The sequence below is a fragment of the Eisenbergiella sp. OF01-20 genome (genome assembly GCF_003478085.1).
Taxonomy (GTDB): Bacteria; Bacillota; Clostridia; order Lachnospirales; family Lachnospiraceae; genus Eisenbergiella.
This window is the reverse complement of record NZ_QUES01000015.1, coordinates 106870-132793: the sequence shown is the minus strand read 5'-3', so window position 1 is coordinate 132793 and position 25924 is coordinate 106870. Positions and strand designations below refer to the sequence as shown.

At 51.9% G+C, this 25924-nt stretch carries 16 protein-coding genes and 1 tRNA gene; 10 read left to right on the top strand and 7 right to left on the bottom strand.

Annotated elements, in window-relative coordinates; all coding sequences use genetic code 11:
• Positions 1-146: 146 nt before the first annotated feature.
• The 4 genes from DXA36_RS17870 to DXA36_RS17855 are packed head-to-tail and all read left to right on the top strand — an operon-like array spanning position 147 to position 7012.
• The gene (locus tag DXA36_RS17870; protein WP_182479140.1) at positions 147-2696 is read left to right on the top strand and encodes a beta-mannosidase; all 2550 of its coding nucleotides are present in this window, start codon (positions 147-149) and stop codon (positions 2694-2696) included.
• Positions 2677-4548, top strand: coding sequence for a beta-N-acetylhexosaminidase (locus DXA36_RS17865; RefSeq protein ID WP_182479139.1), 1872 nt, complete (start codon positions 2677-2679; stop codon positions 4546-4548). The genes DXA36_RS17870 and DXA36_RS17865 overlap by 20 nt, the downstream gene beginning before the upstream one ends.
• A 27-nt stretch (positions 4549-4575) precedes the next feature.
• The gene (locus DXA36_RS17860; RefSeq protein ID WP_118680837.1) at positions 4576-5685 is read left to right on the top strand and encodes a GntR family transcriptional regulator; all 1110 of its coding nucleotides are present in this window, start codon (positions 4576-4578) and stop codon (positions 5683-5685) included.
• Positions 5686-5689: 4 nt separating this feature from the next.
• Complete coding sequence (locus DXA36_RS17855; RefSeq protein WP_118680861.1) at positions 5690-7012, top strand: glycoside hydrolase family 125 protein; 1323 nt, start codon at positions 5690-5692, stop codon at positions 7010-7012.
• Here DXA36_RS17855 and DXA36_RS17850 read toward each other — a convergent pair.
• The 6 genes from DXA36_RS17850 to DXA36_RS17820 all read right to left on the bottom strand — a co-directional run bounded on the left by DXA36_RS17850 (position 7009) and on the right by DXA36_RS17820 (position 12725).
• Positions 7009-7653, bottom strand: coding sequence for an IbrB-like domain-containing protein (locus DXA36_RS17850; protein ID WP_118680836.1), 645 nt, complete (start codon positions 7651-7653; stop codon positions 7009-7011). The genes DXA36_RS17855 and DXA36_RS17850 overlap by 4 nt on opposite strands.
• On the bottom strand, positions 7635-8186 hold the full coding sequence (locus tag DXA36_RS17845) for a hypothetical protein (protein WP_118680835.1): 552 nt from the start codon (positions 8184-8186) through the stop codon (positions 7635-7637). Before DXA36_RS17845 ends, DXA36_RS17850 begins: the two co-directional genes overlap by 19 nt.
• The gene (locus tag DXA36_RS17840) at positions 8161-9495 is read right to left on the bottom strand and encodes a DUF3440 domain-containing protein (RefSeq protein WP_118680834.1); all 1335 of its coding nucleotides are present in this window, start codon (positions 9493-9495) and stop codon (positions 8161-8163) included. Before DXA36_RS17840 ends, DXA36_RS17845 begins: the two co-directional genes overlap by 26 nt.
• Positions 9488-10927 carry a DEAD/DEAH box helicase gene (locus DXA36_RS17835; protein ID WP_118680833.1) on the bottom strand — a complete coding sequence of 480 codons (1440 nt, stop codon included), beginning with the start codon at positions 10925-10927 and terminating at the stop codon, positions 9488-9490. The genes DXA36_RS17840 and DXA36_RS17835 overlap by 8 nt, the downstream gene beginning before the upstream one ends.
• Positions 10928-10929: 2 nt before the next feature.
• A complete protein-coding gene (locus DXA36_RS17830; protein ID WP_118680832.1) occupies positions 10930-12123 on the bottom strand; it encodes a hypothetical protein in 1194 nt (397 codons plus the stop codon).
• A gap of 531 nt (positions 12124-12654) precedes the next feature.
• Positions 12655-12725, bottom strand: a tRNA-Trp gene (locus DXA36_RS17820).
• A gap of 312 nt (positions 12726-13037) precedes the next feature.
• Between DXA36_RS17820 and DXA36_RS17815 the strand changes: the two genes are divergently transcribed.
• Positions 13038-13880, top strand: a complete 843-nt coding sequence (locus tag DXA36_RS17815) for an HAD-IIB family hydrolase (RefSeq protein WP_182479138.1) — start codon at positions 13038-13040, stop codon at positions 13878-13880.
• 48 nt (positions 13881-13928) lie between these two features.
• Positions 13929-15965: a beta-galactosidase gene (locus tag DXA36_RS17810; RefSeq protein ID WP_118680829.1), complete on the top strand. Its 2037-nt coding sequence runs from the start codon at positions 13929-13931 to the stop codon at positions 15963-15965.
• A 43-nt stretch (positions 15966-16008) separates the two neighbouring features.
• Here DXA36_RS17810 and DXA36_RS17805 read toward each other — a convergent pair whose 3' ends face one another.
• Complete coding sequence (locus DXA36_RS17805) at positions 16009-16554, bottom strand: VanZ family protein (protein WP_118680828.1); 546 nt, start codon at positions 16552-16554, stop codon at positions 16009-16011.
• A gap of 214 nt (positions 16555-16768) precedes the next feature.
• Here DXA36_RS17805 and DXA36_RS17800 point away from each other — a divergent pair, with 214 nt between their 5' ends.
• From DXA36_RS17800 to carB, 4 genes are all read left to right on the top strand, one after another.
• Positions 16769-17356, top strand: a complete 588-nt coding sequence (locus tag DXA36_RS17800) for a TetR/AcrR family transcriptional regulator (protein ID WP_118680827.1) — start codon at positions 16769-16771, stop codon at positions 17354-17356.
• 187 nt (positions 17357-17543) lie between these two features.
• Positions 17544-21335, top strand: a complete 3792-nt coding sequence (locus DXA36_RS17795; RefSeq protein WP_118680826.1) for a phosphoribosylformylglycinamidine synthase — start codon at positions 17544-17546, stop codon at positions 21333-21335.
• A gap of 200 nt (positions 21336-21535) precedes the next feature.
• Complete coding sequence (locus DXA36_RS17790; RefSeq protein ID WP_118680860.1) at positions 21536-22732, top strand: carbamoyl phosphate synthase small subunit; 1197 nt, start codon at positions 21536-21538, stop codon at positions 22730-22732.
• On the top strand, positions 22725-25922 hold the full coding sequence (carB, locus tag DXA36_RS17785; RefSeq protein WP_118680825.1) for a carbamoyl-phosphate synthase large subunit: 3198 nt from the start codon (positions 22725-22727) through the stop codon (positions 25920-25922). The genes DXA36_RS17790 and carB overlap by 8 nt, the downstream gene beginning before the upstream one ends.
• The last annotated feature ends 2 nt before the right edge of the window (positions 25923-25924 follow it).

Here is a 25924-nt window from a genome sequence, read left to right as displayed (position 1 = left end):
GGTGAGCGTCCCGCTGCAGGCGGACGACAGGAGTAAGACAGAATTATTGCGGCAGAATGCAAGTATTTCCAGGCCGGGGCTGCCCGGCCTGGTTATTCGGCATAACATACGGGAGAGATCCGCCGGGGCGGATAGGGAGAGACACTATGAAAGTTACCGGGTTAGAGGGAAACTATAAACTTAAAATTTACGATTATCATTCCTTTTCTATCGATGAAATTACGAGTCCTGCATTTTACCCTGATGACTGGATGGATACCAGGGTGCCGGAGGATGTCAGGACAGTCCTGAAAAGGTATGGTTATATTGACGGCTATTATTACGGCAAGGATCTGGATAAAGAAAGATGGATTGAAGAAAAGGACTGGGTGTATTACCGGTCATTTTATATAGATAAGGATCTGGAAAACAAGGAGAATACGCTTTGTTTTGAAGGGATCGATACGATAGCCCGAATCTGGCTTAACGGCATCTGTTTAGGGCTGTGCAGGAATATGTATCTGGAATATGCCTTTGATGTGACGGATTTGCTCCGCTATGGGGAGGAAAACTGTCTGGTGATCCAGGTGATATCCCCTCTGGGTTATACCGCGGAAATGTCCAGGGAAGGCATCTATCCGGAGGACGACACCACCAGAATGCTGCTTCGTAAGTCCCAGATGAACTGGGGATGGGATTTCTGCGGCCATTGCCTCACTACCGGGATTTGGAAGCCGGTACTGCTGAAAAGCCGGGATCATGCCGTCCTTCATGAGACGCAGCTGGTTACGGAAACGCTGGAAGAGGACAGGGCGCAGATGAGCCTGCGGTGCCGTGTCCTGGACTATGGGGAAGGGGAACAGGAGTATACCGTTCTGGTGGAAATCGGCGCCGGAGGCGAGACGGTTTTTGCCAGAGAGCTATCCCGTAAGGAGGCGGAAGCCTTTTCCTTTTCCCTGGACAGCCCCAGGCTGTGGTGGCCCAGGCCCTATGGGGAACCGTTCCTGTATGACGTGCGCATCAGCCTGAAGGGACAGGAGGGTGTGCTGGATGAAAAGAGCTTCCGGTTCGGCATACGTACGGTGGAGCTGATTCAGGAAAAGGACGAGGGCGGGAGAAGCTTTCTCTTCTGTGTTAACGGAAAGAAGCTTTTTATCCGCGGGGCCAATTGGGTGCCGCTTAACAGTGTATACGGGGAAATACGGGAAGAAGAATACGATTATTACATCGGCAGAGTGGTGGATTCCAACCTGTCCATGCTGCGTATCTGGGGCGGCGGTATTTATGAGTCGGAGCATTTTCTGGACCTGTGCGATGAAAACGGGATTATGATCTTCCAGGATATGATGCTGGCCTGCGGGATTTTTCCCCAGGACGCCGGGTTCCTGCAGGAGGTTTATGAAGAAACCGGCGTTATCGTAAGAAAGAACGCCAACCGGACCTGCATCCTGATCTGGTCCGCGGATAATGAACTGGATGAAGCGTACCGGTGGTATGATATGCTGGAGCAGTTCCCGGAGAATAAGGTGAACCGGGTTGCGGTCAGGAAAGGGGTGGAGGAAAACGATTCTTCCAGGCCCTTCCTGGTCAGCTCCCCCTGCAGCCCTTTTGCACAGGAGGAGGGCGGAGAGGATCCCAATTCCGACAAACAGGGGGATATGCATCTCTACCTCACCCGTTTCCTGAAAAACGATGACTATTATTATAAGAAAATAAGAGAATTAAAACCTCGTTTTATGAGCGAATACGGATTCAGCAGCCTTCCCTGGGAATCTTCCTATTACCGGTTCAATTTCCGCAGGGAACCGGTGGATCTGGTGCGCAATCCCTGGCTGGCCCAGCTGGACTGGCTGCGCGAGGTGGGGGAAAAAGGGGATGTATCGGAGATTATCTACTATTCCCAGTTCACCCATGCCCAGGGGCTGAAATACTGGATTGAGTATCTGCGTTCCCTGAAATGGCACTGCGGCGGTACCCTGTACTGGAAGTTCAATGATCCGGTGGCGCCCAACCGGGAAAATATGCTGTTTCCGTCCCTGATGTCCTGTATCGATTTCTTCCGCCTTCCCAAGCTTGCCTATTATTATGCAAGAAGGGCCTATGAGGACAAGATACTGGCATTCCGGGAGGATATGGAAGGGAATCTGGCCGTGTACGGCTGTAATGAAACGGATGACGCCCCGGAAGGCAGCCTTTGTGTTTCCCTGAAAACCTACGGAGGGGAAACGGTGTGGAGCGATACCGTTACATGTGTCCTGGAAAAGGATAATGCTTCCCTGCTTTACTCCGTTCCGGCGGAGCGCCTGACGGCTGTACAGGGAAATTCCTGTTACCTTCATGCGTCGTTCACCGCAGGAAAAGAGTACCTTTCCAACCTGTTCCATCTCACCGAAGTGGGGGAATGGAACCAGGTGCAGATGCCTCCGGCGGTACTGAAGGCGGAATGGAAGGAAAGGGGAGACGGTATTTTCGAAATTACCGTAAGCACGGATTCCTTTGCCCAGGATGTGACCATTGAAATCCTGGATGAGGATGTGTATTATTCGGATAACAGCTTTTGCCTGGAAAGCGGGGAAAGCAAAACGATACAGGCAAGGATTACGGCGCCGGCCGGAAGCAGAGGCGCAGGGAAAATGCGTATCCGGGCCTATCATGCAAAGCCTTTGTGCTTCCGCTTTACGCGGGGAGGAAATGGATATGAAATTCAGGCTTGTTAACTGGAGCGGTGAGGATTGCCGCTGCTTTGATGAACTGGCGGCGGATCTTCCTCTGGAAAGGGCGGAGGAGGGGATCCCGCTCCGCCTGGAGAAAGCGGAGAAACCGGGGTGTTATATGCAGAAGGCCGGGGCGGTAATCGCTTATTCCGCCAGGCATCAGATCTGGCGGGAGCTGGGGCTGCTGTGTGAGAAGCTGGAAACACAGGACTGCTTTTCCTGTACCGAGGAGCCGGCCTATACAGAGCTGGGCGTTATGCTGGACTGCTCCCGGAACGGGGTGCTCACCACGGCTGCGGTAAAGGATATCACCAGATATCTGGCGCTGATGGGCTATTCCTCCATACAGCTCTATACGGAGGATACCTATAAAATCGAAGGGCAGCCTTATTTCGGCTATCAGAGAGGTGCATACAGCAGGGAGGAATTCCGGGAAATGGATGATTACGCTTCCCTTTACGGAATCGAACTGATTCCCTGTATCCAGACGCTGGCCCATCTGGAATGCATGCTGCGCTGGAAGGAATATGACAAAATCAGGGACATTGACAATATCCTCCTGGCAGACGAAGAAGCGACCTATGATTTCATCCGGGAAATGTTCAGGCAGATGGCCGGAAACCTGAAAAGCCGCAGGATCAACATCGGTATGGACGAAGCCCATATGCTGGGCTTGGGCGCGCATCTGGACAGGCATGGCTTTGAAAACCGTATGGATATCATGCTCCGCCATTACAGACGGGTCATTGAAATCGCACAGAGCTTCGGTTACCGGCCTATGATGTGGTCCGACATGTTTTTCCGTCTGGCGACCCATGGGGAATATTATACGGAGGAAGAGCTTGCCATCGACCCTGGCGTGGGGGAAACCCTGTCCGATGATGTGACGCTGATCTATTGGGATTATTATACCCTGGAAGAAAAGAAGTACCATAAAATGTTTGCCAGCCATAAGAAAATAACGGATCGGATCGCTTTTGCAGGCGGCGCGTGGAAATGGGAAGGCCCCTGTCCGAATTCCTGGTACAGCAGGGCGGTCGCTCTGCCTGCCCACAAAAGCTGCAGGGAAAACGGCATCAGTCAGGTGATGATTACCGCCTGGGGGGACAACGGGGACGAATGCCCGCTGTATGCGGTGCTTCCGGCTTTCGCACAATGGGCCGAACTGTGTTATGCGGACTGCTGTGCGGATTCCCATATGGAACGCCGGTTCCGCACCTGTACCGGCGCGTCTTATCAGGCGTTCCTCCATCTGGGAGACGCTGCCGTCATGCCGGATAACCCGCCTCCGGGACGCTGCGGCGTGAATCCGGTCAGATATCTGCTGTACCAGGATCTTCTGGGGGGCCTGTTTGACGCCCATGTGGAGGAAGCGCAGAGGGATTATCTGGAAGACTGCGCCCGTCTTATGGACGAATACAAAGAGGCCGCACCGGATAAATGGAAATATCTGTTTGAAACACAGGGCTCCATAGACCGGCTTCTTGCGGGGAAATGTATGCTCGGCGTGGAAATCCGGAACGCTTACAGGGAAGGAAAGCGGGAAGCGCTTCTTGCGTGCATCGGACGGATACGGACCTTGCAGGCGCTACTGGAAACCGTGATAAGCGATGTGCAGGAGCAGTGGTGCCGGGAAAATAAAATCTTCGGGCTGGATATTTTACAGCAGCAGCTGGGAGGCCTGAAGCAGAGGATGCTGTTTGCCTGTGAAAGGCTGGAAGGCTATGCACAAGGCCGGTACGACACCCTGGAGGAGCTGGAAGAGGAACCGCTCCCTTATTACGGAAGGGAAACGGAAGGAAAAGCGGTGGTATCCCCTTCCTGGAACCGTATTGTATCGGCGGGAAACCATTAATGACTGGAAAAGGGAGCAGAGGGTACGATGAAACAGGTTCCGCTTTATGAACAGATTTACAGGACGATTCTGCGTGATATCGAGAACGGGGTGTATTCCCCGGGGGAAAAGCTGCCGTCGGAAAAAGAACTGGCGGATATCTATCATGTCAGCCGGATTACCTCCAAAAAGGCCATGGGTATGCTGGCGGAAGGGAGCCGTATCATACGGCTTCCCGGAAAGGGATCCTTTGTATCGGGAGAAAAGTCCTTTATAAAGTCGGAAGAAAAAGAAGCCGGACAAGCTCCCAGGCTGATTGGGGTAATCCTGGACGGCTTCAGTCCCAGCTTCGCATGCGGCATTCTGAACAGCATCCAGGAATCCTGCGAGGAAATGGGGTACAGCATGGTGCTGCGTTGTTCGGGAGGAAGCCTGGGCAAGGAAACACAGGCTATTGAGGATCTGGTAAACCTGGGGGTATGCGGATTCATCATCATGTGTGTGCATGATGAGAATTATAATGAAAGGATACTCCAGCTTGTTATTGAACATTTTCCCGTGGTGACTATTGACCGCCAGCTCAAGGGGATTTCGGTCCCTTTTGTGGGGACGGATAACGTGTCCGCATCCCGGGAACTGACCGGATACCTGCTCGGGAAAGGCTGCCGGAAAATCAGTTTTGTCAGGCCCGAGGCCCATGAAACCATGACGCTGATGGATCGGCAGTACGGCTTCCAGCTCGCCTTCAACGATTATGGACTGATTGCGGAGGAAGCCCTGTGGATAACCAACCTGCGTTCCACGCTGCCGGAAACGATGGGGGAAGAATATCTGAAACAGGATATCGCCATTGTGGACCGGTATCTGCGGGAGCATGAGGATATAGAGGCATTTATGGCAAGCGAATACAACCTGGCCAAGATTCTGAAGTACTGTCTGGAAAAGGCGGGCAGGTATAAAGAGGATAGGATCGTCTGCTTTGACGGGCCGGAGCTTTTCCTGGGGGAAGCGGAATTCACCCATGTGGCCCAGGGAGAGGAAATCATAGGCAGGATGAGTATGGAGCTGCTGCTTAAAACCATTCATGGGGAAGAACGTCCGGGATCCGTAATGGTCCCATACCGGATCATAAAAAGATATGAAAGAAACTGGGGATAAAATTATGGAGATACCCGAAATACTGATGAGGAAAGCACAGGAGCTGGAGGCGTATTACCGGGAGCATTGCCCGGAAGCGGTGCCTCTGGTAAAAAACTGCTTTTTAAATACAATCGAGACGACCGTCAAACAAACAGGGGATGACTATTTCGTCATAACCGGGGATATCCCGGCTATGTGGCTGCGGGATTCCACCGCCCAGATCATGCATTATGTCAGGTATGCGGGAGAGAACGAAAGCCTGCAGGAAATCATAGAAGGCGTGATCCGCCGGCAGGCCCGGATGGTTCTTACCGATCCGTATGCCAATGCATTTAATGAAAAGCCGGACGGCAGCTGCTATGCCTGCGACCTGACGGATATGGGCCCTTACATATGGGAGAGAAAATACGAAGTGGATTCCCTGTGTGCACCGATATATCTGGTATACCGGTATTGGAAGGCCACAGGGAAGACAGAGATGTTTGATGAACAGATACACGGGATGCTCCTTCAGATCCGTACGGTGTTCGGCAGGGAACAAAACCACGGAGAGTCTGAATATACCTTCGAACGCAGGGACTGTGTGGAAACGGATACCCTGCCCTGCGCAGGAAAAGGCAATCCCACCGGATATACCGGTATGACCTGGTCGGGCTTCCGCCCTTCGGACGACCGGTGTATCTACGGTTATCTGATACCGTCACAGATAATGGCGGTGAAGGCCATGGAATACGCGCGGGAAATATTCCTTACTATTTATAAGGATGAGGAACAGGCGGAATTCTGCGGGAAACTCGCGGGAGAAATAGAAGAGGGCATCCGAACGTACGGAATTACGGAACGAAAGCCTTATGGGCGGATCTATGCCTATGAAACGGACGGACTGGGGAATTATGTCTTTATGGACGATGCGAACTGCCCCAGCCTTCTTTCCCTGCCTTATCTGGGCTATTGTGAGGCGGACGAGGAAATTTACAGGAATACCAGGGCGTATATCCTGTCGGAAGACAATCCCTGTTATTTCCGGGGAAGGGTGCTCCGTGGCGTGGGAAGCCCTCACACAAAGAAGGGGAATGTATGGCCTATCGGCATTGTCATGCAGGCCCTTACCTCCGCGGATACAGAGGAGATTAGGGAATGTACGCGGATGCTGCTCGCCAGCCACGCAGGGACGAATTATATGCATGAGTCCGTCAATGCGGAGGAACCGGAGGATTACACCCGAAGCTGGTTCGCCTGGGCCAACAGCCTGTTTGCGGAGCTGCTGATCCGGGAGAAAGAGCAGGGGATATGGGAGGATGTCCCGCAGAGCGTGGCGGGCAGAGAAGCAGCGGGCACGCTCTAAGGCTCATAAAATTTCTTTTCGAACTCCTCCCAGGAACGGCTGAACTCGTGGTTCATGAAGGCTTCCTTCAGGCCGGTGATCTGCTTCAGGCGCAGCACCTCATCCAGATCCATCCCGAGCTGGGCGCATATTTTTTCATCGGACCAGCCGGAACGGGTGAGATCCATGATAATGGCGCTCATGGGGCGTATGCCGTGGGTCCCTCTGGCACGGTTATGCCGGATGGTGGCGGCGATCCGCTGATCCAGGGGCTTGTTCAGGGTGGTGACGGGGAGGTAGCCGTGTATCCGGTGGCGGATATCCGGATATTCCCTGGCGATTCGGTTGCGGTGGAAGCCGTCTACGATTTCCCGGGATCCGTTTTGCATGTCATAGGTAACGATAGGCATGGTATAGCCATCCTCCCGGATACTGGTATGCAGAAGCTGCATTTCCGGGGAGGATACATAGTTGGGATTGTATTCGTTTGCCTGGACGGTTTCCTGCCTGACCCAGAGGACACAGTCCGTGGGTTCCCCCAGGAAGGGGCTGACCTGGGATATGCCGTCCCGGATCCGGTTGATGGCTTCCACCTTTTCGTCCAAATCTTCTATGGAAGAAATCATCTGTTGTATTTCTTTTATCAGGTTGTCGATATCCATTCTGTCTCCTTTTGCTCCTGGCTCTGCGGCGGCGTTAACCGTTCCGTTTTTTCCGGGATACTGCGCGGATAGCCCTCTGCCAGATTAATAAAGGTGGCGGCATACTGCCCGCCGCTTTGTTCAGGCCCGTGCCCGGTATTCGCGCATTCCATGGTTAAATAACAGCCCCGCCTGGATAATTCCCGGAAGCCGTTCTTGCGGAGATGGGTGATGAGACGCGGGTTGGAGGTGGTCATGCGGATAGAGGAAAAAGAGAAAATCATATCTTTTACCATAACGGCGCATACCTCCGAGTGCCGGAATGCGGACAGGACATAAACACCCGACACACAGGTCTGCCCCTTTTTCTCCTCATGTCCATAGAAGCCTGCCAGCGTGTCCCCGTAATAAAACAGCCTCCATTCCTTTTCTTCGTTGTTAATCAGATAGGGCATTTCATCCCTGTATTTCTTCTCTGCAAAATATTCTCCCATGACAGAATAAAAAGCAACCTTATCGTACCCTTTGTTAAACTCCTTCTTTTGTAAGTTCATCTTCAATCCTCCCCACTGCATCACGAAGCTGTTTGTTTGTGGACTGGATATCCCGGCGGATAATGCCGGCATATTTTTTTTTCAGTTCAAACAGCCGTTTCACATCCCCTTTTGTTTCGCTGAAGCTCAGGCCGGACATCCAGAAATCGTTTTTTTCGATAGCCCTCGCGATCCGTTTCCAATAGGGGGCCTGGCGGAAGCCCTGGATATCCCATTTGTCATCGGGCATGGCGGAGGGGGTAATCCCCGCTTCCTTTTCCCACCAGGCAAAAAATTTCTTGATTTTATAATAATAGTGATCTCTTACTTCCGGGGCGTACAAGCCCAGGCTTTCCAGCAGAAAGACGGCATACTGCTCCCATGACAGGGAATCCGGCTTTTCGGACTTGATGTTGCCAAGGAGGCTGGTCCGGCAGTAAATGTTGCCGAAATTGACTCCTTCCACCCGGTGCAGCACCTTTTCCCAGGTTTCCGGTTCCAGGTACCGGAACTGATCCAGGCCCTTGCGCTGGTCGTCCCCGTATGGCTGGCAGAGGCGCTGTTCACTGATGGAGACACCGTTTTTGTACATAAGCTCGTAGATGTAATTAAATTTCAGATCGTATCTGGCAACCGCAGTCCAGTCATCTGCAGCCGACCAGTCATAAATAGGATAGAAGTTCCAGCAGTCCGTGGGCCTGTCGTGGATTTTGACCCTGGTGGTCCAGGGATAATCCAGGTAGCGTTCCTTGGTGTTGCTGATAATGGTGCGGAAGCGGTTCAGGCTTTCATCCGAGCGGATGCCGATGCCGGCTGCTGCGGGGCCTTTCCTGCTGACGGAAAACCATTTGGCGAAATAAAGGATAAATTCCTCAAATTCCATACCCCGGCGGAACCAGCTCCATTCCCTGGGGTACTGATCCTCCGTTATCAGGCAGATATCCTTCCGGCCCGGATCCGGAAGAGGGCGTACCCATTTATCCCGGTCCTTTTTATCCCAGCAGATCCATTTCGGACAGATGGCGGAAGCCGCATTTCGAAGGGAGAGGGGCAAAGCCACCCAGTACCAGCTGTCTGTCACATCCGCAGTACATTGGATAAGCTCCTCCACATGTTCGATGGTGGACTTATACTGGGCTTCCAGATCGATGTAGAGGACCGACAGCTTTCGTTTCAGCCGGCGGGCTACCTGGGCGGCCAGCTGGAGCATGACAGAGCTGTCCTTTCCCCCGGAAACCGAAAAATAAATATGGTCGAAATACCGGAATACGGTCTCATACCGTTCTATGGCGGCCTCATATACATTTTTGTCCGAGTAAATCTTAGGCATGGCGAGCTTCCTCCAAATCATCGCAATCCATCAGCCCACGGTCCTGCTTCCGGCAGTAAATCCATTCCGCGATGCGGTTTTTATTTTCCATGTTTTTAATATCGTTCCGGAAGGCCTCCAGCAGTTTTTCCTTCCGGTACAGACAGCCGAGGATCCGTTCATCCAGCGTGTTGTAGGCACAGATATCCCGGATACGGATATCCTGTTCCTGGCCGATCCGGTGTATCCGGTCCTCACTCTGCAGCCGCGTGGCCAGATCCCAGCTGTTGGAGTAATAAATAATGTTGTGGCAGAACTGCAGATTCAGGCTGTAGCCGGCACAGTCACGGTTGGCTATCAGGAAATTGGCTTTGGCCTTAAAGGTTTCCAGATTCTGCATCCTTTTTTTCATGGGCAGGGAGCCGTCAAAGCGGGCTACGTTTTCCCCGCCGTATTTGGCGGTCAGAATGCGGCACAAAACATCGATTTCGTAAGTATAGTTGCAGAAAATAATATATTTGTTCCGGTTGTCAATCACGGAAAGGAGCCTTTGCAGCCGGGGATTGTCCGAAGGGTTTTCAAAAAAAGGCTGGGTCACAATGTGCTCGTATCCGCTTTCACTCCTGCGGAAGGAGACCCGGAAACCGCTGGTAACGGCCTGCAGCCCGGCAAATAACCGGTAGATGCTTTCCGGGTGCAGCTCGTTCAGATGGAAAAGGAGAACGTCCGCAACGTGGTTGTAATGCTCGTTCTGCCTCCGGGTGAGGGAAAAATAATTAATGGAATAGCTTTTGTCGGGCAGGACAAGGCAGTCCTTCTTGGTTACCTGGACGGTATAGGGGGAAATCTTCCTGGCAAGATAATCCGTATTCAGGCACCGGATAATTTTCTGCGGGATATCCGGGTCGAATTCTATATGGTTGGCAGCAAAGGACCAGTAGGTCTTATAGCCCAGGATCCGCCAGTCAAGAATATGGAACTGGGCATACAGGTCCGCCTGGTTTTTGGATATCGGCATACCGTTCAGAATCAGCTTGTAATCACAGTGGGAGGAAAGGTAATCAATATTCCTGGTGCGGTAGGCATAAGGGTTCTTGATCAGCAGGCTTTCGTCCACCACAAGATAACAGCGTTCCCGTTCGGTCAGCAGGCGCAGGTAGCTGTTGGCGTGGATGCTGCGGGAAAGGGTTTCAATCCCGCAGATCGTGGTGCGTTCGAGGATTTCCCTGGGAGCGTGCTTTATCAGCTCATCCTTGAGATTCTGTTTGGTGGAACAGGGACAGAGCCAGAGGATGTGGCTGATCTTGTCCGCTTCCAGGCGCAGGCGGCACAGTTCCAGCGCCGTAATGGTTTTGCCTGTCCCCTGTTCCATAAACAGTGCCCCGACCTTTACTTTTTTCAGTTTTTCTACAGCCTTCTCCTGGTAGTCCAGAAGCTTATTATGTAATCGCATAGTCAGTCATTATCCACCAGATCATCCAGGATGGCGCCGGATGATTCCAGTATTTTGTGCAGGTTATTGATTTCTTCGGCAGGCTTCGGGTTGACGGGGGATACATGGGGAACCTGCTGCAGTGTATCGCAGTAGGCGCGCAGCAGATCCTCCGCTTCCCGGTCAAAGCGGAAGCCATACATTTCCGCAAAATCCTCCAGTTCGGCATAATGGGCGGGTTCTATGAATATGCCGCCGGAATGGTAGGCAGCGGTAGGTATCTTTCTCAGATTCAGGACAATTTCCCGTGGAATGGAAGAAGAAAGAGGGATAAAAAAGAAAATTCCTTTTTTACTTTTGGTAATCCAGCGCTTATGCTCGGGGCTGAAATCGCCGGTTACCGCGCGTTCCCGCGCCTGCTCATCCGGTATGGATACGGTAAAGCCGTTTTTCAGCAGGATATTGCCCAATTCCGCGGCACGGTCCCGGAAGGATCCGCGGAAAGAGGTGAGCCTGCGGAACCAGCAGCGTCCGTTCCATTCATAGTCCATCTGTCTTATGATTTCACGGAATCTATCGTTTTTCTCATAGGATGCTGTAATTTCTTCCTGGCTCCCCCGGATCTCCACGATTCCGGGGAACTGGGGCCTTTCCGGGGAAAGGACGGAATCCCCGCGGATAAACTCCGTTTCCGCTGCCGCTTCCTCGGGGCGGCACCATTTGCACCATTCCAGATATTCCGGGATAATCTGTTCCAGATTGCACAGCTCCCTGTTAAAACGGTTATTGATCCAGTAGGCGGCCTTCGTTTTCTCGTGGATGAGATATTGTACGATTTCCTGAAGCATAAAAGGAAGGTTTTCCTCCGAAAGCTCCAGAGGCGTCATGGCTTCATAATTCAGCCGCAGGATAATCAGACGGATATTCCCCGGTGTGTCAATAAAAGCCTGCAGCCGTGTCAGCGCATCCACCCGCAGCGTTTCCGCCCAGACCACCTGTTTTCTTGTCCCTTCCAGGGGAGGAAGCTCCATCCTGGATGCCGCTTTCCGGGCGGCCGTGTTTTTTTCGCTCCGGCTTCTTATAAGCTCTGCCTTGCAGCAGGCAGGACACAGTCCGGAAAATTTATACTCCTTCATTTTTTCCCTGTTACTGGCAGGACCGATGATATTAACGTAGCCTTCATGCCCACAGTAAAAAGTGCCGGCATACCATGACATATAAGCTCCCCCTTATACCGGCGTCCGGATATCCCCATACCCGGTCCCGGTAATTACTCTGCTGTCGAATGTCCAGTTTCTGTCTTCGTAAAACATGGAATACGTAACCCTTCAGACAAAGCGGAACGGTTACCGGAAAACTGCTTTTTTTCCATATTTTGGTAAATCTATTGTAATGCATCACCAATTTATAGTCAAATGGTTGCGCGTTTTTTTCTACAGAAATGTTTTGTTATCGTTTCCGACACTGTGGGTTCCCCAGTCCGGCGGAGGAAGCATCCACGCGCCGCGGGCCGTCTTTTGTTCAAAAAAACAGCTGCTTCCTACCGGTTTCATCCGATAAGAAACAGCTGCTGACAGGACATGGCCCCTCTTATTTTCTTTTGCGGGCGGCGGGCTTCTGGAGAAGGGATACGGGTATCTGGTCATTAACGACTGCTGGTCCCTCCGGGAACGGGACAACCGGTGGAAAGAAAAGCAGCAATGGAACAAATAAAAAAGAAGCCTGATATAATCAGGCTTCCCAACTAACAGGAGCAGTAGGAATCGAACCCACATCGATGGTTTTGGAGACCACTGTTCTACCCTTGAACTATGCTCCTACAACCGGCTCTCACCGAACCGACGAATTGTATTATAGCATAGCCGGAAGGGGAAAAGCAAGCCCTTTTTGTATAATTTTTTGTCGTATTATGACAGGGGCGTCTGAACTGTTTACAGGGATTTCCATTCACAGGGCTGTTGGTAAAATTTATGTAATTTTTAAAAAAATATCTATGGAAAATCTCACTCTTATAGTAAAATAGACAGAAAGCGCAGAAGATAGAACATAGGATATGCGCGGCGGAGTGCCGCAGACAGATGAGCCTGTGTATTATTATAGAAAGAAAGGTGGTAACGGTTCAGGATGGATTTTGGCAGCGGCAGTGAAGATACGGAACGGTTACCAAAGGTTAATGGGAATGACAGACAATATAAGAGTGATTGCCAGTGATTTTGACGGCACGATTTTAAAGGACGGTGCACAGCATGTGGACGAGGAATATTTTCCTCTTATCCGGGAACTGAAATCCATGGGGATCTCCTTTATCGCAGCCAGCGGCAGGCAGTATGCCAATCTTCGCAGGCTGCTGGCGCCGGTGGCGGACGATATCAGTTATATTTGTGAGAATGGTGCGCTGATTGCCCAGGGGGGCACTATCCTGTACCAGAATGATATTGATAGGAATATGGGATTGGCCCTTATACGGGATATGCAGGAAGTCCCGGGGACGGAGATCGTGGTATCGGGGGCGGACGCCTCTTATCTGGTGCCGGTGGATCCGATGTTTCCTGTAATGCTGCGGGAAAAGGTGAAAAACCAGGTTGCCGTGCTGGAGGATTTCCGGGATATGTTGATCCCCATGATTAAGATCTCCATCTACTGGCCGGACGGAATCCCGGGGGATAAAGAGCGGTGGTTCCATGAAAAATACGACCGCTGCCTGAATGTGGTGGACGGAGGCAACGGGTGGCTGGATTTTACCAATAAAGGGGTGGACAAGGGAAGCGCACTGAAGCTGCTTGCGGCGAAGGAGCAGTTTTTTCTGGAGGAGGTACTGGCGTTCGGGGACAGCGAAAACGATATGGCTATGTTAAAGGAAGCCGGTCTGAGCTTTTGCATGCATACGGCGAAGGATCACGTGAAGAAATGTGCCGACCGGGAATGTAAAATGGTGAGCCGGGTTCTGGAGGATCTGATAGCCGGCAGGCTGTAACTTTATCGATTGTGTTTGCGGCTTCAGGCCGCGGAAGGGAGGATACGAATGAATGAAGTGATTAAAAAATATCCGCGCCTGCTCCACGGCGGGGATTACAACCCGGAGCAGTGGCTGGACAGCCCCCAGGTTCTGGAAGAGGATGTCAGGCTGATGAAGGAAGCCCATGTAAACTGTGTTTCCCTGGGGATTTTTTCCTGGGCCAGGCTGGAGCCGGAGGAAGGGGAATTCCATTTCGGCTGGCTGCGCAGGATTATTGACAGGCTGTATGAAAACGGTATTTATACCATCCTGGCTACGCCCACCGGCGCCATGCCCCACTGGATGACGGCGAAGTATGAAGAAGTGCGGCAGATGAGTCCGGAGGGGGTGCGTAATCTTCCGGGAAGGAGGCATAATTTCTGTTATACCTCACCGGTGATGCGAAAGAAAATGAAAAAGATCAACCATGAGCTGTCCCGGCATCTGGGCGATCATCCGGGAGTGATCCTGTGGCATATATCCAATGAATACGGCGGCAACGGCTCCGATGCTTCCTGCCACTGCCCCTGCTGCCAGCAGGCGTTCCGGGAATGGCTGAAGGAAAAATACAAAACACTGGACAACCTGAACCATGCCTGGTGGACCACCTTCTGGAGCCATACCTATACCGACTGGTCCCAGATCCACAGCCCCGTGCCCAATGGGGAAAGCAGTCTGCATGGCCTGAACCTGGACTGGAAACGTTTTGTGAGCCATCAAATCCAGGATTTCTGCCTGGAGGAAATCAAAGCGGTTCTGAAATACAGCGTCCTGCCCGTAACCACCAATATGATGGAATATTTCAAGCCCCTGGACTATTTCCGGTTCGCTCCCCAGCTGAGTATCATATCCTGGGACAACTATCCGGAATGGCACAGCCAGGAGGACGAAATAAATGTGGCCGTACGCACGGCGGCCTGGCATACGATGATGAGAAGCTTGAAAAAAGCGCCGTTCCTGATGATGGAAAGCACGCCCTCCATTGTAAACTGGAAGGCGGTGAATACCCAGAAGCGGCCCGGCCTCCATGAGCTGTCATCCCTCCAGGCTATCGCCTGCGGCAGTAACAGCGTACAGTATTTCCAGTGGAGGAAGAGCCGGGGGAGCGCGGAAAAGTTCCACGGTGCGGTGGTGGATCACCGCAACGGAAGCGATACCCGGGTATTCCGGGAGGTTTCCGCTCTCGGAAGCCGTATGGAACAGATATCCGATACGGTATATGCCACCTGCAACCGGCCGAAAGCAGCACTTGTTTTTGACTGGGAGAACTGGTGGGCGGTGGAGGATATCCAGGGCCCCAGAAAAAAGATGGGATATACGGACACCATACTGGCCCACTTTAAGCCCTTCTGGGAAATGGGCATTGATGTGGATTTTGTAAATGAGGACTGCGGTCTGGAAGGCTACCGTCTGGTAGCGGCTCCGCTGAACTACCTGTATAAAAAAGGCTATGCGAAAAAGGTAAAGGATTACGTGGAAGCCGGCGGCTGCTATGTAACCACCTATTTCAGCGGCATGGTGGACGAGACGGATCTCTGTATCCTGGATAAGCATCCGCTGGAGGAAGTTCTGGGAATCCGTACGGAAGAAATGGATGCCGCGCCTGCCCACCGCACCAACAGCATCCGCTATGAAGGAAAATCCTATCCGACAGGCTGTCTGCGGGAAATTTCCCATGTGGTTCCCGGGGGAGGAACGCAGGTCCTTGCCTCCTATGAAGCCGATTATTATGCGGACTTCCCGGCCCTTACCCGGAAAAATTACGGAAGCGGGAAAGCCTATTATCTGGCCTGCGAAACGGAAGAAGGATTTCTGAGGGATTTCTATGCCGCATTGGCGGAAGAAACCGGCATCCGGACGGAGTTTACCGGCAGCCTGCCCCATGGAGTGACCGTGTCCCGCAGAGAGGGCGCAGAAGCCGTCTGGTTTGTACAGAATTTTAACGAAACGGAAACGGAAATAAATCTGCCCGGCAGTTATGCGAGAGTGCCGGACGGGGCACCGGTAAAGGGCCGTGTGACATTGAAGCCCTTTGCGTGCCTGATTCTGAAGGCGGCAGACTGATGGACGAAAGCCCGGGAGGCAGTTCTTTCAGAATAAGGCACGTCTAGTCTTCCTCCGGCCGGTTTTCCAGGGACAGAGGGCGGAATATGGTTTTTCGTCCGATAAAGCAAAGGAGCCGTGTGATTTCGATCCCGGCAAAAATGCCGATACTGTCAATCAATACATCCCTGGGGGAAGGGGAACGGCCGGGCACGAAGGACTGGTGCCATTCGTCCAGCCCGGCAAAGGCCACACAGAAAAGACCGGCCACAAGCAAAAGCTTCCAGCCGCGTAAACGGTAGACATATAACGGAAAGGACACGAAGGCGGCCAGAAGGAAATACTCTGTAACATGTGCCATCTTACGTACGTAGTGCTCGATCCGTTCCGCATAATGGAGAACCTGGGCATCGCTCCACTCCTTGTCCAGCACCTGGCCGCATACCTGTACGAAACGCAGGCTCACCGTACTGCTCACCGCGCTGGAGGAGACGCCTTCCTGGGCTGAAAAACTGAAAATGACGTACATTATTACCAGCGCCGGCAGGAAGGAGAGCGGCTTCAGTACATACCGCAGCAATTTCTTCAGAAACAATTTCATATATTTCATGCGTTTTCCCTGATTCACTTTCTGATTCCCTATCTGATTAATGTGAACATAGTAGCATACAAAAATTCAGAAAAAAAGAAAATACCTGTAATTTTAAATAAAAATTCAGAAATTCCGGGCATACTTCTGTTACGGTCGGTCCCTAAATGCAACTTTATTTTTCAGGGTTTTTATGGTACGATAAACAGAGGCGGGATTTCAAAGGGGTCTTTTTATGGGAGAAAAATCAGAGCAGAAGAAACAATTTATAGTGGATACGGCACGGCAGGTTTTTGTGGAAAAGGGCTTCAGGGATGTGACGATGAAGGATATTGTGGATGCCTGCGGTATCAGCAGGGGCGGCCTGTACCTTTATTTTGACAGTACGGCTGCGCTTTTCCGGGAGGTGCTGGAAGCCCAGCAGATGGAAAAGGATGATATCTTTACCGGGGAAATTCCGGAGGAAGCCACGGCGACGGATATCCTGCTTGTCTTTCTGAAGGAACAGAAAAAAGAGATCCTTCTCAGGAAAAACAGCCTGGCGGTTGCCGCCTATGAATATTTTTTCGCCAATAAACCGGCTAAAAAGGATAACCTCCTGCGCAGAAGGTTTCTTCAGGCCGTGGAAATACTCATGGGGCTGATCGAGGCCGGTGTGGAAAGCGGGGAATTCATCTGTGAGGATCCGCAGGGGGCGGCACAGAATATCATGTTTGTGCTGGAAGGGCTGCGGGTGTGCTCGCAGACGATGGGGTTGTCCGAAAGCAGGCTGGACAGCGAACTGCTTTATCTTATGAAGGACCTCGTATACGAGGAATTATAATTGCATTGAAAAAAAACGCAGATTTTGTATAATAAAAAGAGAATGCCCGCCTGCAGGCCTGTTTTTTTGTGTCCGCAGGCTGGAGTATGTTTGAAAATCCATTCCGGCAATCATCAAACACACTCTGAAGCAGCCGGCGGCTTGGGAAGATAAAAATGCCGGCCACAAACATTTGGAGGAGCCATTCATGGGAAATGTAAGACGTATCTATGTAGAGAAGAAAGCCCCTTTTGCCGTAAAGGCGAAGGAACTGAAAGGCGATCTGAAGAACTATCTGAACCTGAAAAGGATAGAGGACGTTAGAATGTTCATCCGCTATGATGTGGAGCATATCAGCGATGCGGTATTTGAAAAAGCCTGTAAAACGGTCTTTTCCGAGCCGCCGGTGGATGATCTCTATGCAGAGCGGATTGAGATTCCGGAAAACGGAAGGGTATTTTCCGTGGAATTTCTGCCCGGACAGTTCGATCAGAGAGCGGATTCTGCCCTGCAGTGCGTAAAGTTTTTAAACGAAGAGGAAGAACCAATTATCAGGACCGCAGTGACCTATCTGATTATCGGGGAACTGACGGATGAGGAATTTGACCGGATAAAGGCTTACTGTATTAACCCTGTGGATTCCAGGGAAACGGGTATGGTCAAGCCGGAAACGCTGGAAACCAGATTTGAGGAGCCGGAAGATGTGAAGATTTTTGACGGCTTCCGGGACCTGGGAGAGGACGAGCTTATGGTATTGTACCGGTCCCTGGGTCTGGCAATGACCTTCAAGGATTTCCTTCATATTCAGAATTATTATGTTAAGGAAGAAAAGAGAGACCCTTCCATGACAGAAATCCGTGTCCTGGATACCTATTGGTCCGATCACTGCCGTCATACCACTTTTTCCACAGAGCTGAAGGATGTGGAATTCGGGGAAGGCTATTACCGGACACCCATGGAAAGCACATATCAGAGTTACCTGGATACGAGAGAGGATATATTTAAAGGAAGAAAGGACAAGTTCGTCTGCCTGATGGATCTGGCCCTTATGGGAATGCGTAAGCTGAAGAAGGAAGGAAAGCTCCAGGATATGGAGGAATCCGATGAAATCAACGCCTGCTCCGTCATCGTTCCTGTGGAGATGGATTACGGAGACGCGCCCGTTACCGAAGAATGGCTTATTTTCTTCAAAAACGAGACCCACAACCATCCCACTGAAATCGAACCCTTCGGCGGTGCGGCCACTTGTCTGGGCGGTGCCATCCGTGACCCTCTTTCCGGGCGCGGCTATGTATACCAGGCCATGCGTGTGACCGGCGCGGCGGATCCCACCGTTCCCGTGGCGGATACCTTAAAAGGCAAGCTTTCCCAGAAAAAACTGGTGCGCGGTGCGGCGGACGGTTACTCCTCCTACGGCAACCAGATCGGGCTGGCTACCGGTTATGTCAAGGAAGTATACCATCCCAATTATGTGGCAAAGCGTATGGAAATCGGTGCGGTTATGGGAGCCGCACCCAGGAAGAATGTAATCCGTGAAACCTCTGATCCGGGTGATATCATCATCCTTCTGGGCGGACGTACCGGAAGGGACGGCTGCGGCGGTGCTACCGGATCCTCCAAGGTACATACCGAAGAAAGCATCGAGACCTGCGGTGCTGAGGTGCAGAAAGGAAATGCGCCCACAGAGCGTAAAATCCAGAGGCTGTTCCGCAGGGCCAAGGTAAGCAGGCTGATTAAGAAATGCAACGATTTCGGGGCCGGCGGCGTATCCGTAGCCATCGGCGAGCTGGCAGACGGGCTGCGGGTGGATCTGGATAAGGTGCCCAAGAAATATGCGGGCCTGGACGGAACGGAGCTTGCTATTTCCGAATCCCAGGAAAGAATGGCGGTTGTGGTATCCCCTCAGGATGTGGATGCTTTCCTGGGCTATGCAAAGGAAGAAAACCTGGAGGCCGTAAGCGTTGCGGTGGTGACCAGGGAACCCCGCCTTGTCCTCACCTGGAGGGGCCGGGAAATCGTAAATATTTCCAGGGCTTTCCTGGATACCAACGGCGCCCATCAGGAGACCGGCGTATATGTGGATATCCCGGCAGAGGGCACCAGCTACTTTGATAAATACGCCGTTCCTGAAGCGGGCGAGGCTCTGGAAGCGGGCGAAGTGAAGAAAGCCTGGCTCACCCTGCTTTCCAATTTGAATGTGTGTTCCCAGAAGGGCCTGGTGGAAATGTTTGACTCCTCCATTGGAGCCGCCAGCGTGCTGATGCCCTACGGCGGAAAGTACCAGCTTACGGAAACCCAGGCCATGGTGGCAAAGCTGCCTGTCCTGAAGGGTAAGACCGATACCGTAACCATGATGAGCTATGGCTTTGATCCTTACCTTTCTTCCTGGAGCCCTTATCACGGAGCTATTTATGCAGTAACGGAATCCATGGCAAGAATCGTGGCAGCCGGCGGGAATTTCCGTAAAATCCGTTTTACCTTCCAGGAATATTTCCGCAGGATGACGGAGGATCCCAAGCGCTGGAGCCAGCCTTTTGCAGCGCTGCTGGGCGCCTTTGACGCACAGGTGGGCTATGGCCTCCCTTCCATCGGCGGCAAGGATTCCATGTCGGGTACCTTTAATGAAATCGACGTGCCTCCCACCCTCGTATCCTTTGCGGTGGATGTGGCGAAGGAAACGGATATCATCACCCCGGAATTCAAGCGGCCGGGCAATAAAATAGTACGGTTCTGCATGGAGAGGGATGAATATGATGTCCCTGTTTATGACAGTGTTATGGAGCTTTATGACAAAATCACGGAAATGATCCGCGACGGCGTTATCGTATCCGCATATGCCCTGGACAGCAAGGGCGCCGCGGCAGCCCTTCCCAAGATGGCCTTCGGCAATCACCTGGGTGTGGAACTGAGTGATGATGCGGATTTGGGAGAACTGTTTGAAAATGCGCTGGGGGATATCATGGCTGAAGTTCCCGCAGATAAGATCAATCTGATTGATACGGCCTATGAGCTTATCGGTACGGTTACCAAAGAACCCGCAGTGACCTTCGGCGATGTGGAAATTGATCTGGATGATATGCTGGCGGCATGGAAAGGGACACTGGAAAAAGTATTCCCCACCAAAACGAACGGGGATACGGCGCCGGTGGAAAGCAGCATTTATAAAGCGGACAGCATATATGTATGCAGACAGAAGGTGGCGAAGCCCGTCGTATTCATCCCTGTGTTCCCCGGAACCAACTGCGAATATGACAGCACAAAGGCTTTTGAAAGAGCGGGGGCCGGCGTGGTGACTAAGGTATTTAAAAACCTGAGCGCTGAAGATATCCGTGAATCCGTGGCGGAATTTGAAAAGGCAATTAATGATGCCCAGATCATCATGTTCCCCGGCGGATTCTCCGCAGGCGATGAGCCGGACGGAAGTGCTAAATTCTTTGCTACCGCCTTCCAGAATGCCAGGATTAAGGAAGCTGTCATGAAGCTGGTAAATGAGCGTGACGGTTTGTGCCTTGGTATCTGCAACGGCTTCCAGGCCCTGATTAAGCTGGGACTGGTGCCCTTCGGTGAGATTGCGGTACAGAAGGAGGATTCCCCTACCCTGACCTTCAATACCATAAACCGTCATATCTCTAAAATGGTTTATACCAAGGTGGTATCCAACAAGTCACCCTGGCTTGCAGGTGCACAGCCGGGCAAGACTTATGTGACTCCCGCATCCCATGGCGAAGGCCGTTTCGTGGCAAGCAGGGAATGGATACAGAAGCTGTTTGAAAGCGGACAGGTGGCAACCCAGTATGCGGATCCGGAAGGAAATGTTTCTATGGATGAAGAATGGAATGTTAACGGATCCTATGCGGCGATTGAAGGAATTACCTCTCCGGACGGACGTATCCTGGGCAAGATGGCCCATGTGGAAAGAAGAGATGCTTCTGTCGCCATCAACATTTACGGCGAACAGGATCTTAAGATTTTCGAATCCGGTGTAGCCTATTTTAAATAAACATATAACCGCCCAGTCCTTCACATTTACGTAAACCTAATGAATCGCTTATTTTACAGACCTTGTATAGAGGGGAAGACCTTTATACGAGGTCTGTTTATACGGGGGAAAAAGCTATTCATATAATAAAAAAATGGATTGAACCCTCATTTCATTTGTGATACAATTAATCGATTATGGGAAAGGATGTGCAGATGAAAATGAAGGCATTTTTGATACTGGAAGACGGCACGGTATTTGAAGGAATTCATATCGGGGCCGAAAAAGAGATAATCAGCGAAATCGTTTTTAACACGTCGATGGCCGGTTATCTGGAAGTGTTGACAGATCCCTCTTATGCAGGACAGGCCGTATGTATGACGTATCCGCTGATCGGCAATTACGGCATATGCAGGGAAGATTGCGAATCAAGAAGACCATGGCCGGACGGGTTCATTGTGAGGGAACTGTCCAGAATGCCCAGTAATTTCCGTTCAGACTGTACCATTCAGGAGTATCTGGAAAGCTACGGCGTACCGGGTATCGCAGGTATTGATACAAGGGCGCTGACGAAGATCCTGAGAGAAAAAGGAACCATGAACGGGATGATTACCACCAATGCCGATTACCGTCTGGAGGAAATCCTTCCCCGCCTTTCGGTCCTTGTTACAGGGAAGGTTGTGGAAAAGGTAACCTGTGAAAATAAATATGAAATCAAAGGTGCGAAGGATCTGGCGGAAAACGGGCAGGTGTCCGGAAGCACCGTATTTAATAAGGAAAGCTTTTTGGCAGGAGCCAGGGAAAAGAAGCCTTCCCTTGTAAAGCAGTTAAACGGTGCCGGCAGCAAGGTGGCGCTGCTGGATTTGGGGGCGAAGGACAACATCGCCCGTTCCCTTGCCATGCGAGGCTGCGATGTAACCATATATCCGGCGCTCACGCCGGCAGAGGAAATCATAGGGGATAAGCCGGACGGCATCATGCTTTCCAACGGCCCCGGGGATCCCAAGGAATGTGAAAGCATTATTGCGGAAATACGGAAGCTGTATGAGACCGATATACCGATTTTTGCCATCTGCCTGGGACATCAGCTCATGGCGCTGGCGACCGGAGCCGATACCTTTAAAATGAAGTACGGGCACAGGGGCGGTAATCATCCGGTAAAGGATCTGACCACGGGAAGGGTATATATTTCCTCCCAGAACCATGGTTATGTGGTGGATATGGACAAACTCGATCCCCAGGTGGCGGTGCCCGCTTTCATCAATGTAAACGACGGTACGAACGAGGGCTTAAGCTATACGGGAAAGAATATTTTTACCGTCCAGTTCCATCCCGAAGCCTGTCCCGGACCGCAGGATTCCGGTTTTCTGTTTGACCGGTTTATTACGATGATGAATGGAGGAAACAAGGATGCCTAAAGATCCCAATGTAAAAAAAGTTATGGTCATCGGCTCCGGCCCTATCGTTATCGGACAGGCCGCCGAATTTGATTATGCTGGCACACAGGCCTGCCGTTCCCTGAAAGAGGAGGGGGTAGAGGTAATCCTGGTAAATTCCAATCCGGCCACGATTATGACGGACAGGGATATCGCAGACAAGGTTTATATTGAGCCTCTTACTGTCAAGGTGCTGGAACAGCTCATCGAAAAAGAAAAGCCGGACAGTATTCTTCCCACACTGGGGGGACAGGCCGGGCTGAACCTGGGGATGGAGCTGGACGAGTCCGGTTTCCTTGCTTCCCATGATGTGAAGCTTCTTGGCACCACCTCACAGACCATCCGCAAGGCGGAGGACAGACAGGAATTTAAGGACACCATGGAAAAAATAGGCGAGCCGTGCGCTCCCTCCCTGGTAGTCAGGAATATAGAAGACGGCGTTGCTTTTGCCAAAAAAATCGGTTATCCGGTGGTTCTGCGTCCTGCCTATACCCTGGGAGGATCCGGCGGCGGCATCGCCCACAGCCAGATGGAGCTGGAAGAGATCCTGGCGAACGGCCTGCGTCTTTCCCGTGTGGGCGAGGTGCTTGTGGAGCGCTGTATCGCCGGCTGGAAGGAAATCGAATATGAAGTGATGCGCGACAGCGCAGGAAACTGTATCACGGTCTGCAACATGGAAAACATTGACCCCGTAGGTGTGCATACCGGGGACAGTATTGTTGTGGCGCCTTCCCAGACGCTGGGCGACAAGGAATACCAGATGCTGCGCAGCGCGGCTTTAAATATTATCGACGAGCTGCAGATCACCGGCGGCTGCAACGTACAGTTTGCCCTTCATCCCGTCAGCTTTGAATACTGCGTCATTGAAGTGAATCCCCGTGTGAGCCGTTCCTCGGCCCTGGCAAGCAAGGCTACCGGTTATCCGATTGCCAAGGTTGCGGCCAAGATAGCCCTGGGCTATACGCTGGATGAGATTAAAAATGCCATAACCGGAAAGACATATGCCAGCTTTGAACCCACCCTGGATTACTGCGTGGTGAAGCTGCCCCGCCTTCCTTTTGACAAGTTTATCACCGCCAAACGGACACTGACCACACAGATGAAGGCTACCGGAGAGGTTATGAGTATCTGCAACAGCTTTGAAGGCGCCCTCATGAAGGCTATCCGTTCCCTGGAGCAGCATGTGGACTGCCTCATGAGCTATGATTTTTCAGCCCTCTCCGCAGAAGAACTGAAGGAGCGCCTGAAGAGGGTGGACGACCAGCGGATATATGTGATTGCAGAAGCTATCCGTAAAGGAATCGACTATGATACGATCCATGAAATCACCATGGTGGATCACTGGTTTATCGATAAGATTGCTATTCTTGTGGAAATGGAACAGGCCCTTGCCAAAGGCCCCCTTACCCCGGAACTGTTGCGGGAAGCGAAGCGCATCGAATTCCCGGATACGGTTATCAGCCGCCTCACCGGAATCCCGGAAGCCCAAATCAAACAGCTGCGTTATGAGAACGGCATTGTGGCGGCCTATAAGATGGTGGATACCTGTGCCGCGGAATTTGAAGCGAGCACCCCTTACTATTATTCCGTATATGGCGGGGAAAATGAGGCCGTGGAAACCTCGTCCCGGAAAAAGGTACTGGTTCTCGGTTCCGGCCCGATCCGGATCGGCCAGGGGATTGAATTTGACTATTGTTCCGTACATGCGACCTGGGCGTTTGCCGCGGAAGGGTATGAAACCGTGATTATCAATAATAACCCGGAAACGGTGAGTACCGACTTCGATATTGCGGATAAGCTGTATTTTGAACCTCTCATTCCTGAAGATGTGGAAAATGTGGTGAACATGGAGCATCCCGACGGGGCGGTGGTACAGTTCGGCGGCCAGACAGCCATCAAGCTGACGGAAAGCCTGATGAAAATGGGCGTTCCCATTCTGGGCACCAGCGCAGAAAATGTGGATGCTGCCGAGGACAGGGAGTTATTTGATAAGATTCTGGAGGAGTGCGGGATACCAAGGCCTTCCGGCGGAACCGTATATACGGCGGAGGAAGCCAAAGCCGTGGCAAACAGGCTGGGTTATCCGGTTCTGGTGCGTCCTTCCTATGTGCTGGGCGGCCAGGGCATGCAGATCGCCATTTCCGATGAGGAAGTGGAAGAGTTCATGGAAATTATCAACCGCATTGCGCAGGATCATCCCATCCTGGTGGATAAATATCTGCAGGGCAAGGAGCTGGAAGTGGACGCGGTCTGCGACGGGACCGATATCCTGATTCCGGGAATCATGGAGCATATGGAACGGGCCGGCGTGCATTCCGGAGACAGTATTTCCGTATACCCTGCCCAGACAATCAGCGAAGGCGTGAAGGCGACCATTGCGGAATATACCAGAAGGCTGGCGAAATCCCTTCACGTAATCGGCCTGATTAACATCCAGTTCATCGTGGTGGGCGAGGATGTCTATGTGATTGAAGTAAATCCCCGTTCCTCCAGAACGGTGCCTTATATCAGTAAGGTGACAGGCATTCCTATTGTGGATCTGGCTACCCAGGTCATCATCGGAAAAACGATCCGCGAGCTGGATTACGAGCCGGGGCTTCAGCCCGAAGCCGGATATGTGGCGGTTAAGATGCCCGTATTCTCCTTTGAAAAGATCCGCGGCGCGGAAATCAGCCTGGGGCCGGAAATGAAATCCACCGGCGAATGTCTGGGAATCGCCAAAACCTTCCATGAAGCCCTCTATAAGGCTTTCCTGGGAGCCGGCATCGATCTGCCCAGACACAAGCAGATGATCATTACCGTAAAGGATGCGGATAAGGGAGAAGCGATTGAAATCGCCCGCCGTTTTGAAAAACTGGGGTATATTATCTACGCCACCAGAAGTACCGCCGCAGCCCTGAAGGAAGCGGGAATCAAAGCCCGTAAGGTGAATAAAATCAACCAGGAGTCGCCGACGGTGATGGATCTGATTCTGGGACACCGGATCGATCTGGTTATCGATACCCCCACCCAGGGCAGGGATAAATCCAGGGATGGTTTCCTCATCCGCAGAACCGCCATTGAAACGGGCGTTAACTGCCTCACCAGCCTGGATACCGCGAGAGCCCTTGTGGGAAGCCTGGAGACAAAAAGTAAAGAATTGTCGCTGATTGATATTGCAAAGCTGAAATAAAA

Bases quoted from the DNA above. Each gene is read 5' to 3' on its own strand.
- DXA36_RS17830 (WP_118680832.1), bottom strand. From the start codon at position 12,123: ATGTCATGGTATGCCGGCACTTTTTACTGTGGGCATGAAGGCTACGTT.
- DXA36_RS17810 (WP_118680829.1), top strand. From the start codon at position 13,929: ATGAATGAAGTGATTAAAAAATATCCGCGCCTGCTCCACGGCGGGGAT.
- DXA36_RS17845 (WP_118680835.1), bottom strand. From the start codon at position 8,186: ATGAACTTACAAAAGAAGGAGTTTAACAAAGGGTACGATAAGGTTGCT.
- DXA36_RS17840 (WP_118680834.1), bottom strand. From the start codon at position 9,495: ATGCCTAAGATTTACTCGGACAAAAATGTATATGAGGCCGCCATAGAA.
- DXA36_RS17805 (WP_118680828.1), bottom strand. From the start codon at position 16,554: ATGAAATATATGAAATTGTTTCTGAAGAAATTGCTGCGGTATGTACTG.
- DXA36_RS17860 (WP_118680837.1), top strand. From the start codon at position 4,576: ATGAAACAGGTTCCGCTTTATGAACAGATTTACAGGACGATTCTGCGT.
- DXA36_RS17865 (WP_182479139.1), top strand. From the start codon at position 2,677: ATGAAATTCAGGCTTGTTAACTGGAGCGGTGAGGATTGCCGCTGCTTT.
- DXA36_RS17795 (WP_118680826.1), top strand. From the start codon at position 17,544: ATGGGAAATGTAAGACGTATCTATGTAGAGAAGAAAGCCCCTTTTGCC.
- carB (WP_118680825.1), top strand. From the start codon at position 22,725: ATGCCTAAAGATCCCAATGTAAAAAAAGTTATGGTCATCGGCTCCGGC.
- DXA36_RS17850 (WP_118680836.1), bottom strand. From the start codon at position 7,653: ATGGATATCGACAACCTGATAAAAGAAATACAACAGATGATTTCTTCC.
- DXA36_RS17800 (WP_118680827.1), top strand. From the start codon at position 16,769: ATGGGAGAAAAATCAGAGCAGAAGAAACAATTTATAGTGGATACGGCA.
- DXA36_RS17855 (WP_118680861.1), top strand. From the start codon at position 5,690: ATGGAGATACCCGAAATACTGATGAGGAAAGCACAGGAGCTGGAGGCG.
- DXA36_RS17790 (WP_118680860.1), top strand. From the start codon at position 21,536: ATGAAGGCATTTTTGATACTGGAAGACGGCACGGTATTTGAAGGAATT.
- DXA36_RS17870 (WP_182479140.1), top strand. From the start codon at position 147: ATGAAAGTTACCGGGTTAGAGGGAAACTATAAACTTAAAATTTACGAT.
- DXA36_RS17835 (WP_118680833.1), bottom strand. From the start codon at position 10,927: ATGCGATTACATAATAAGCTTCTGGACTACCAGGAGAAGGCTGTAGAA.